Annotated in this window: 11 protein-coding genes; 4 read left to right on the top strand and 7 right to left on the bottom strand. The window is 43.0% G+C overall.

The window, feature by feature from the left end; translation table 11 throughout:
• Both BCG07_RS14430 and xdhA read right to left on the bottom strand, forming a co-directional pair.
• Positions 1–595 (bottom strand): molybdopterin cofactor-binding domain-containing protein (locus BCG07_RS14430; RefSeq protein WP_286890715.1); only part of this gene is annotated, 595 nt, incomplete at its 3' end.
• Complete coding sequence (gene xdhA, locus BCG07_RS14425; RefSeq protein WP_286890712.1) at positions 582–2087, bottom strand: xanthine dehydrogenase small subunit; 1506 nt, start codon at positions 2085–2087, stop codon at positions 582–584. The genes xdhA and BCG07_RS14430, both read right to left, overlap by 14 nt.
• A 473-nt stretch (positions 2088–2560) precedes the next feature.
• Here xdhA and BCG07_RS14420 point away from each other — a divergent pair, with 473 nt between their 5' ends.
• The 4 genes from BCG07_RS14420 (at position 2561) to BCG07_RS14405 (ending at position 4952) form a co-directional block, all read left to right on the top strand.
• Positions 2561–3400, top strand: a complete 840-nt coding sequence (locus BCG07_RS14420) for a DUF417 family protein (protein ID WP_008128526.1) — start codon at positions 2561–2563, stop codon at positions 3398–3400.
• A 15-nt stretch (positions 3401–3415) separates the two neighbouring features.
• Complete coding sequence (locus BCG07_RS14415) at positions 3416–3667, top strand: Rho-binding antiterminator (protein ID WP_033025257.1); 252 nt, start codon at positions 3416–3418, stop codon at positions 3665–3667.
• 319 nt (positions 3668–3986) lie between these two features.
• Positions 3987–4373, top strand: a complete 387-nt coding sequence (locus BCG07_RS14410; RefSeq protein WP_138739542.1) for a hypothetical protein — start codon at positions 3987–3989, stop codon at positions 4371–4373.
• A 132-nt stretch (positions 4374–4505) separates the two neighbouring features.
• Positions 4506–4952: a hypothetical protein gene (locus BCG07_RS14405; protein WP_008128531.1), complete on the top strand. Its 447-nt coding sequence runs from the start codon at positions 4506–4508 to the stop codon at positions 4950–4952.
• 207 nt (positions 4953–5159) lie between these two features.
• On the opposite strand, the gene BCG07_RS14400 is transcribed toward BCG07_RS14405, so the two are convergent.
• From BCG07_RS14400 to BCG07_RS14380, 5 genes are all read right to left on the bottom strand, one after another.
• Positions 5160–6446 carry an allantoate amidohydrolase gene (locus tag BCG07_RS14400; RefSeq protein WP_286890710.1) on the bottom strand — a complete coding sequence of 429 codons (1287 nt, stop codon included), beginning with the start codon at positions 6444–6446 and terminating at the stop codon, positions 5160–5162.
• A gap of 15 nt (positions 6447–6461) precedes the next feature.
• Entirely contained in the window at positions 6462–7691 is a 1230-nt protein-coding gene (locus BCG07_RS14395; protein ID WP_286890709.1) for a pyridoxal-phosphate-dependent aminotransferase family protein, read from the bottom strand.
• A gap of 3 nt (positions 7692–7694) precedes the next feature.
• Positions 7695–8519 carry a sulfite exporter TauE/SafE family protein gene (locus BCG07_RS14390; protein WP_286890706.1) on the bottom strand — a complete coding sequence of 275 codons (825 nt, stop codon included), beginning with the start codon at positions 8517–8519 and terminating at the stop codon, positions 7695–7697.
• Between the two features lie 11 nt (positions 8520–8530).
• Positions 8531–10096: a gamma-glutamyltransferase family protein gene (locus tag BCG07_RS14385; protein ID WP_286890703.1), complete on the bottom strand. Its 1566-nt coding sequence runs from the start codon at positions 10094–10096 to the stop codon at positions 8531–8533.
• Positions 10093–10680: amidase (locus tag BCG07_RS14380; protein ID WP_502694076.1), on the bottom strand; the 588-nt coding region annotated here is incomplete at its 5' end. The genes BCG07_RS14385 and BCG07_RS14380, both read right to left, overlap by 4 nt.

Below are 10680 nucleotides of genomic sequence, written 5' to 3'. Positions count from 1 at the left end.
TGTCGGGCTGAGCGAGTGCTATTTGCCCCTCAAGGTAAAAGTGTTCTTGCCCGCCTATGTGTATTTCACCTTTAAGTTGGTGGGCTGCATTATTTATGGCTTGCTCGCTATTACCGCGGTTAAGTGAATGTGGCGGCCTTACCCAATGCCCTTTTTTAATTGCTTCTTTAATATCAAGTATGGGGGCGGTTTGCTCGCACTCTATAACCACTAAACGAGCAGCGCGGCGCGCCATTTCGTAGCTGTCGGCAACGACTACCAGCACAGGTTGCCCGTGGTATTGAATTTCGTGATTGGTTAATAGCACATCACCTGGGAATATTGGGCCAATATCAAGCTTACCGGGTACATCATCAGCCGATAAAATACGTTTAACGCCTGCCAATTCAAGCGCTTTACTTGTATCAATTGATTTAATAAAGCCGCTGGTAATAGGCGCAAGCACAGGATAGGCGTGTAAGCAGCCATGGGGCTCTGGGTTATCGTCGGCGTAGTTTGCATTGCCACATACTTGTTTTATTGCGCTTTCGTGGTACTTAGATTGGCCAACGCTTCCGCCTTGGGCTTTTAGTTTATCCATTTCAAAGTGACGCATGTGAGATCCTCGTAATGGCAATGTTGTTATTATTTTTACTGCTTGGCTGTGCACCACAAAACTCAATACCAATACGCTGTAGCAAGTTTTTGCTTACCGTAGTGCGGTAATGTGCGCTGCTGCGTACATCGCTCATGGGAGCAAAGTCATCATTTATAGCACTAGCGGCATCTATAAACGTGCTTACCTGTAAGGGCTGAGCATTAAGCTTTTGCTCTATGTGCGCGGCGCGTTTGGGTATTGCTGCCATACCGCCCATGGCGCAGCGGGCATTGCTAATTACGCCTTGCGTTTGCTCTATAGCCAGTACTAAACACACAGTAGATATGTCATCTTCAAAGCGTTTTGAAATTTTATGACACGCAAGCTTTAACGACTCTGGGCGTTTAGGTAAGGTAATTTTGCTAATTACTTCATCGCTATTAATGACTGTTTTTTTGTAATCAACAAAGTAGTCGGCCACGTTTATAGTGCGTGTGCCTGCTGCGCTTAATAAATCCATAGTGGCATTAAGTGCAATGAGTAAAGGAGCTGGGTCGCCAATTGGAGAGGCATTTCCTATGCTGCCACCTAAGGTGCCACTGTTACGTACTTGGTTAGAGCCTAGGCGTTCAAATAGCTCTTTAGACTCTGGGTAGTAATTGTAAAAAGTATATACAAACTGGCTGTAAGGGAGTGCTGCACCAATATGTAGCTCGCCGTTGTTATCGCTTAAAGTGCACAGCTCACAGGTTTGGCTAAGCGATATAATAATATCGGGCAACAGCATGTTTTGGCTAAGCTCAATGGCAAAATCGGTGCCACCAGCAACCAAGTGTGCATGCGGGTAAAGCGCTTTTAGTTCAACAAGCTGCTTAGCATTTTGTGGCAAGTAGAATTTGCGAGGGCCATTTTTTAAAAATGGAACATCGTCATCATGTTGCGTATTAAGTGAGGCTTTAAACTGAGCTGCCATGGCTGAGTAAGGCTCATTTTTACGCTCATAGCTGTAGGCTTTTTCTACCGCTAGTAAAATAGGGCTGTAGCCAGTACAACGGCACAAGTTGCCACCTAAAGCATGAATAGCGGCTTTTTTACCTGGGTAACTCGGGTTATTAATATAAAGCGCCAACATACTCATTATTATACCTGGGGTGCAAAAACCGCATTGCGAACCATGGCACTCTACTAATGCGCGTTGTACTGGGTGTAAGTCATCAAGGGCTGGGTAAAGCCCCGTTGTTACAGCCTCTACGGTTACTATGTGTTTTGCGTGTGCATTGCCTAATAAAAGCAGGCAGCTGTTCATAGTTTGGTAGTGCCAAACTGGGTTACCGTTTGAGTTTAGTTTTTCTTCGCCAACTAAAATTGTGCACGCGCCGCAATCGCCTGTAGCACACCCTTCTTTGGTGCCCATTTTCCCTTTTTTGGTGCGAAGCCAGTCCAAAATGGTGAGACTTGGCGAGCATTCTTGTTCTTCAATTGGCGTGTCATTTAATAGAAACTGAATCACACAGACCCCCTTAGCTTTTTAACACCCTGTTTTTAATAAGGTTTGTTGTTTGCTTTTTCGTATTGTTATTGCGCAAGTAAGAAAAAAGCTGTTTTATTATGATTAATACTTTGCAGTTAATATGCCATATCTGACCGATCGGTTAGCTTTTTTGTGTTTGGTTAATTTAACAAGCATTAAAAGCAAGGGGGTGTATTTATTTTTATATTTTATATCAGATGTTTATTTTGTTTTTATTCTTTTTTATATGAGGTGATTAAATTTTTTTGTTAGCTTTTAGGTGAAATTTAAATAGCTTTTATGTATAAACCTGACCAAAAGGATATGTTTATTTTTGTGAGCTTTTTGCTTTTGAAAAGTGCGTTTACATAACTTTTTAAGTTACAGATGTGTGAATATTTAATTGGCTAGGTTGAATGCTTTTTATAAATAACAAGGTCTTTATTAGGCATGACAAATTTAATGAGCACACAATGAACCTAACACACACAAATAACGCACTCACCTTCATACTTACACTCAGCTTTGCATTACTTGGTGTATCGCTTGCTTTAGGTGCAAACCCAAACACACTTACAGCGACCTTTAGCTTTTATGAACTTGATATCTTACTCAGTGTAAATACGTTAGGTTTGCTCACAGGCACCGCTATGATTGCATTAGCACTCGCCACTCTAGCCGCACATTTAAAATTACTAAAGCCTATGCCAGTAGCTGTTTTAGCGTTAATTGTTTGCATTGTGCCTTTACTTACTTTATTGGCCAGTAACCGTTGGATGGCGCAGTTAGGAGGCTTTCCAATTATTGGCAGTGGGCAAGGCATTATTAAATACTTTGCTGTTATTCCTTTGTATTTATTTTTGTTTTATAAAAATAAGCTCACCGACAAACAACATGTTTTTTTAAACTTTATACCGGTTGCGATGGTTTTACTGTGGATTGGCGGCATGAAATTTTATGAGTTTGAAGCTAAAGCCATTGTGGGGTTAGTAGAAACCTCACCGTTTATGTCGTGGTTATACACGGTATTTAGCGTACAAGGCGCATCAAACGTAATTGGCGGGTTTGATGTATTATTTGCAGTGTTACTCGGTGCGGGCATTTTAATTAACAATAAAAAGCTCATTATAGTGAGTGGTTTAGCATGTTTAAGTGTTTTTTTAATGACCCAAACATTTTTAATTACCGCCACCGGCGCATTAAGTTCAGGCGCGTTATTAGATCGATTAGGCCAATTTGTAATTAAAGATTTATGGTATGTAGGCAACTTAATTGTTATTGCCACTTTAATACTATTTAAACCAGCTAAATAATGTAAAGAGAACCTTATGATCAGTTGCAACCATTACGATTACATCGAAATTGCTTGTATGCACAGGCTGAATATTGAGCTTGTATTAAAAAATGGTGATAGTGTATGTGGTGTAGCAGCTGATATAAAACGCAATGCACTCAAACAAGAGTGCATTGCCATAAATGCAAGTGGCGAGCTAAAGCTCATAGAACTTACCGGCATTAGTGTAATTAAAGCGCTCACTCACAACCCGTATTTTGATAATATAAACTTTGAGGTTAATTAAATACTCCACTATAGCTTTATTAATAATGCTGCAAAGGCAGCGCTGTAAAGCCCTATTAAAAACAAACAATGTATATAATCCGCAACTTTTACTCTAATTCGCAACCCAACCCAATAACCTTATCAATACGGCTTTTGTACCTTATGAAAAGTCACTTTTATAACCCCTAATTGCCTGTTTACATTGTAGTTATTAGGTGGGATTATTAAGCTATATTATGTGTGCCGTTTACGGCAAGCGTCATATCCTTTATTTGGAGTAGTTGTTGTTAAAGTGTAGTAAGTGCAAAACAAAAAATAGTTTTAAAACTGATTTTTGGATGTCAAAAATCGATATGGTGGGATTTCTTTTTCTTAGCCTTTGTTTATCTATTCCAATAGGTTTCTTGGCTTTTTTAGCTGAAGAGTCACAAGGTTTTGCTTATTTTATAGCTTTTTTTACATTTGTTATTGCGGTAATTGGCAAGCACTATAAGGTTGTGGCACTTTTATTTGTTGAGTTGTGTATAGATTCAGCACTCTACGAAAATGGCGCTTATGAATTTAGTTTTATGGTGGCAACAGCGTTTGTTCTGACGTTTATAAAAATTGGAAGTAAAGTGTATGGCTTCTTTTTTCAGTGCGTTAACTATAAGTTCGAATTAGATATCACCTGTGGTAAGTGTAAGAAAGTTTATAAGCAATTAAAATTACCGCAGCAGGCATAGTCAGCATATATCAAGCGCATTAAAAATGGCGTTAAATGCTCTTTTGAGACTCATTCTCTGCTAATTATAGCCAAGCATTCCCCGCATTATATGCAGCGTTAGCAATCATCAATCTTAGTAAGGAGCCAACATTTGAAAAAAGTTATACTCGCTGTTGCAGTTTTAATGTCGAGCATTTCACATGCATCGGAAAATGCGAAAAGTTTTTTTGATGAATATACGAAGTTAGGTAGTAATTTTGACGTGAAAGTTGCTTCTTTATATGCAAACGATGCCAAAATTCATTCCTATCGCGTTTACCCGCATGGTAAGGAGCGTCAAATGGAAATTACGGGTGAACAGTGGAAGGTGCTTGTCCAACGTGTAATGCCATTGGCAAAAATGAAAAATGACAAAAGCACATTCAAAAACATAGCAATAAAGCCTGAAGGAAATGGCTACAAGATCAAGGCACACCGATATTCTGAAAAGAAATGTTATACCGATAAAGGCTATTATATGCTTCTAAAAAGAACGGAGAAGGGGCAGCTAGAAATTGTGGAAGAATACATGGAAACACAGCCGCAATCTGATTGCTAACCTACCACCTAGTTACATTATTAAATAATTGACGTAAATACGCCGTTTAAACATCAGTAATATTACAATTGAATATAAAAAGCAGGTATTTACTATTACTGCTGTAGCTGTAACTCATCTTGGTGATATGCGAGTAAAACCTCGCAAAGTTAATCGTTAAATAGAGCAATACTTACATTTTAACCTCTGGATTACTTATTAGCTTCACTATTCTTTTAACGTTTGTGTATACAGTACAAGCGCGCTGTACATTATGCTGAGTGCTTTTGTTACATCGCTGTCGATAACAGCTTCTGCGGGGTGATGGCTTATGCCGCCAGGGCTGCGTATAAATAACATGCCAACGGGGCAAATAGGGGCTATGGCCATTGCATCGTGCCCTGCACCAGAGGCAAGTGAAGGCGATGCTTGGTTGTTGAGTTTACATGCGCTTGAAAACAAATGTTGAATAGTGGTGTCGCATGCAACGGCACCGGCTGCATGCGTCCATTGCCAATCAAGTGTTAAATTGCGTTTGCTTGCTATAGACTGAGCGCTACTTTGTATAGCGCTTAGTAAGTTAGCGAGATCGGTGTCGCTCTGTGCACGTGCGTCTAGGCTTATGGTTGTTTTACCTGCAATTACATTTGTTGCACCGGGGCGCGATTGTATTTGACCTACGGTGGCTACCTCACCATTACTCGCGTTTTTTGCTAGTTGCTCTATGGCAAGAATCAGTTCGGCGCAGCCTGCTAACGAATCCTGGCGTAAATTCATTGGTGTAGTACCCGCATGGCCGCTTTGACCTGTTAAAGTGAGCATAGCGCGCTTGGCCCCTGCAATGGCTGTGACAATGCCTAATGCCTGATTTACCGACTCAAGCACAGGGCCTTGCTCTATGTGGGTTTCCCAATAATCGAGTAATTCGTTTTTGTTAAGCGCAGCTTTTGCGTAATCATTTGGGTTTAGGCCAAAATCCAGCATGGCTTGGCGCATGGTAATGCCGTTTGTATCTTGTATATTTAACCACTGCGGATCAAACTCGTTTGCTAGTGCTTTTGAGCCAATTAATGTGGTGGCAAAGCGGGTGCCTTCTTCATCACATAAACCCACAACATCTAAATGAAACGGTAGATCTAGCTCTAATTCATGTGCAAGGGCGGCTATTTCAATACCAAGTAATACTCCTAAAATGCCATCAAATGCGCCAGCATTGGGTACGGTGTCAAGGTGTGAGCCTATAATTAAGCGTTTAGCGTTTGGGTTTGATGATGCTAAGCGCCCCCATAAATTGCCTACTTCGTCTTGCCACGATTGCATGCCTGCCTCAGCCATCCATTGGGAAGTAACGCTATTGCATTCTTTGTGCTCTTTAGATAAATACACACGGTGAATGCCACCTTGCATTTGCGATAGGCTGCTAAGTGTTTTACAACGCACTAAGGCGCGTGCAGCAAATTTATTAGCCAGCTCGCTGTTTAATAATGGCTCATGGAGTGGGCTTGCAATCGTCATGCTAAATCCTTTTTATTATTTGTAATGGGAAAGGGCGGCAATAGCGGCTTCGCCTTTAGGGCCTTTGTAACCGTTGGCATGCAGGCAGGCATCTAGGCTTGCCAATGTTTGTAATACGGCATCTTTACGGGCGTTGTAGCCCATAGTGCCAATACGCCAAATTTTGCCATGCAGTGGCCCAAACGAGGTGCCAATTTCAATACCAAAGTCGGTTAGCATTTGTCCGCGTACATGGTCGGCGTTAATTCCTTCGGGAATATACACACCCACTACGTTGTTCATTTTATGACTAATGTCGCCAAATACGTTTAAGCCCAGCGCTTGAATACCCGTTAGCATGGCATCGCCGTGTAATTTGTGGCGGGCAACGCAGTTATCTACGCCTTCTTCAATAACAATGCGTGCACATTCTGATGCGCAATACAGCATGCTGGTGGCTTCGGTGTGGTGGTTAAGGCGCTCCTCCCCCCAGTAATTCATGATCATGCCTAAATCAAAGTAGTTTGAGCGTACAAATGGCTCGGTGCCGTCGGTATGCTCCGCGGTACGAATACCCGCTTCTACTTTTTTGCGTTTTTGGATCCAATCGGCGCATTTATCGCTCAGTGTTAAAGGGGCAGAGCCAGACGGGCCACCTAAACATTTTTGCAAACCAACCGACAGCGCATCGAGTTTCCACTCATCGGCGGGTAAATCGTTACCTACAATTGAGGCGGTGGCATCGCAGTAAAATAATACATCATGCTTTTGGCAAATATCACCAATGTGTTCAAGCGGCTGGTTCATGGTTGTTGAAGTATCGCCTTGCACCATGGCAAGTACATGGGGTTTTACGTCAACAATGGCTTTTTCTATTTGTTCGGGGGTAAATACTTCGCCCCAGGGTACGTCTATGGTGTGTACCTTTGCGCCTACGCGTTCGGCTATTTCAACAAGCAAGTGGCCAAAGCGGCCCATAATGGGCACCAGTACTTTATCGCCAGGGCGTAAAATAGAGCACAATACGGCTTCTATGCCTGCGCGTGATGTGCCATCAACTAACATGGTCCATTCGTTTTTGGTTTTAAATATTTCACGATAGCGGGCCATGGTTTCGTTCATAAAACCGGTCATTACTGGGTCGTATTGCCCAATTAGCTGCGCCGACATAGCACGCAGTACGCGTGGATCTGCGTTAATTGGCCCAGGCCCCATGAGTAAACGCTGCGGTGGATTTAAAGTTTGAATTTGCGTGTTGCTAAACATGTTTTAGGCTCCGATTGTCTGAATAAGCATGCGAATGCCCGTTATCATTAATACAACGGCAAAGGCGCGTTTTAATTGTTTTTGATCCAGCTTGCTACCAATTTTTACGCCAATAGGCGCAAACAAAATAGTAAGTGGAATAATAAGTAAAAAGGCAGGGAGGTTAACTAACCCCCACGTACCTAGGGGAGCATCGGTTGGCGTTGTGCCAATACTTAATAAGGTAATTACGCCAGGTAGCGCAATCAATAAGCCAAATACGGCTGCAGTGCCTACGGCAACATGGGCACGTACGTTAAATGCACTAAGCATGGGCACGCCAATTGTGCCGCCGCCTATGCCTATCATGACCGATAAGCCACCAACAATACTTGCCATTATGCCTTGGCCAAATTTACCTGGTAACTTACTTACAAGGGCAGGGGCGCCGGCTCTAAATAACATGTTAAGGCTAACTAAAATAGCAATACACGCAAACATAAGTACCAGTGCATTACCACGTATTGAGTGCGCTAAGTAGCTGCCTACAACGGCCATTACTAAAATAAACGGCGCCCAGTATTTAATTAAAGCAAGGTCAATGTTTCCCTTTGCATGGTGCGAGCGAATAGATGAAATAGACGTAGGCACTATGGTGGCAAGCGATGTCGCGGTGGCTATCATCATGGCCGACTCAGGGCTTACGCCAAACCCTTGCAGTAAAAAATACAGCACAGGTACGATAACAATACCGCCGCCTACACCAAAAAGTCCTGCTAAAATTCCGGCAAAAATACCGGTTGCTATTAAGGCCACAATAATTGGCCATTGATTCATTATTTCTGTCATGTGTGTTCCTACTACGTTGATGAAACAGTTGCACGGCCATCAGAGCGAGGATCCGTTGCAGCTTCAAGGGTTGTAGGTGTATCTAAAATAGCACCCGCGTGACCCATCATTTCGTTGTTGTCTTCGACACTTACCCAGTCGTGGCCACGTTTATTTAATTCATTGTCTATTTGGGCAGCGAGGCTGTGTTCTATTTTTAAATTTGTGCTGGTGTCGCCCCATGTGCGGCCCAGTAACCAGCGCGGATCGCTTACCGCTTGGTTAATTGACTTATTTCGCCACGCGTATCCGGCAAATACAGCGGCTTGAGTTTGTGGTTGGCCTTCACCACCCATAGTGCCGTAGGCAAGGCGTCTGCCATCGTCAAACTTAGCCATAGCCGGGTTAAGGGTATGTGCTGGGCGTTTATTTGGCGCTAGTGCATTGGTATCTTTAGTGTTTAAGCTAAAGCTTAGCCCGCGGTTATTCCATACAAACCCGCCTTCGCACATGAGTATGCCGCTACCAAATTCCCAGTAAATACTTTGAATAAAGCTCACTAGTTGGCCGTTTTTATCGCGTGCTGCCATCCAAACTGTATCGCCGGGCTGGGCATCAAACGGCCATTTTTTGGCGGTATTCATATCAATATTGTTGGCAAGCTCGGTTAAACGCTCATCGGTTAGTGCGTTTTTATAATCATCGCCAAGCGCTTTAGGGTCGGCCCAAAGCTTTGGGCGGTGCGTAAAGCTTTGCTTGGTGGCTTCTACAATTAAGTGGGTCCAATCGGCTTCGGTTTTAGCGGTGTGTTTCAGCTTATTAACGGTTCCGATTATTTGTAGCGAATGTACGCCTTGAGTAGGTGCAGGTAAGTTGTAGCAATTAATACCCGACAAATTAGCATTTAGCGGGCTTACTACATCGGCTTGCGTGTTGGCAATATCATTTGGGGTAATAATACTGCCAGCTTTGGCTAAATCGACTGCAAACGAGTCGGCAAGTTCGCCTTCATAAAATGCATTTAAGCCATGTTTAGCTAAATGCTCAAAGGTATCGGCAAGTTTTGGGTTTTTAAAATGTTGGCCTGCTTTTAACGGTTTGCCATTTGGGATGTATAGTGCTTTAAATGCATCATTTGTATTGGTAACCGTCGCGAGTTTTTCACAGCCTGCTTGCAAACTTTTGGTAACAGTAAACCCTTCGCGGGCAAGTTTGATAGCTGGGGCTAAAATAGTACTTAGCGAAAGGGCTGCGTGCTCATCTAATTCAAGGGCTTTTTGCCAGCCACGAAGTGTAGCCGCTTGAGTCAATGCGCTTAAACCGCCACGATCTGGTATTTGTTGCTCATTGCTGTAGGCGCTGATGTCGTTTGGTGCACGCCCGCATGCATCAATTGCGGTGGGTGTGCTTTGGTTTGGGTTGTCAATAAGCCAAAAACTATCGCCACCAATTGAGTTCATATGTGGGTAAACCACGCTAATAGCAGCGGCTGCTGCAACCATAGCCTCGGTAGCTGTGCCGCCTTGTTTTAGTATTGAGGTGCCTGCCTCGGTCGCTGAAAAGTGCGGGGCCGTAAAGGCAATGTTGTGTGCGTTCATGTGAGAGTTTCCTGTTTAAAATATGCAGCTAGTTGTGTTGCGCAGGCAAGTAAGCTTTTATCGTTATTGTGGCTCATCATGAGTGAAAACCCATATGGATGGCCATTTGCTAGATTAGCCAATGGTAAGTGAACTTGCGCCGAGCGGCTCAAGCCCGCAATAGCCGATAGCGTAATTATTTGCATGCGTAAGGCACTTGTGTCGGCGCCCAATTTAGGTGCGGTTGTTGGGGTTGTTGGCAAAAATAAGCAGCTAGTTGAATTTAGGTTTTTAGCAATTAATGTTTGCCATTGGGTTTGAACGTTAAGTGCTTCTTTTTCTTCTTGGGCGGTTAGTGCCAATGCCATTTTAAAACGGGCCGCAATTGCCGGAGCAAACTGGGGAGAGTGCTCCGGCAACTGAAGCCAATCTTTGTGCGCTTTAGCAATAGCACGTCCTTGCAATATTCTAAAACTATCAGCGAGTTCGCTTAATAAGCTGATGTTAGGCAGTTCAAAATTTTTGTGGTGTTTAAAATAAGGTTTGGTTTTTTTAAGCAATTGTTTAAGTGGTGCTTGTAAAGCTGGGCTGACTAGCTCAAATAA

It is taken from the genome of Pseudoalteromonas sp. ESRF-bin5 (genome assembly GCF_002632075.1).
GTDB classification, from domain to species: domain Bacteria; phylum Pseudomonadota; class Gammaproteobacteria; order Enterobacterales; family Alteromonadaceae; genus Pseudoalteromonas; species Pseudoalteromonas marina.
This window is presented reverse-complemented; position numbering and strand designations above follow the sequence as displayed.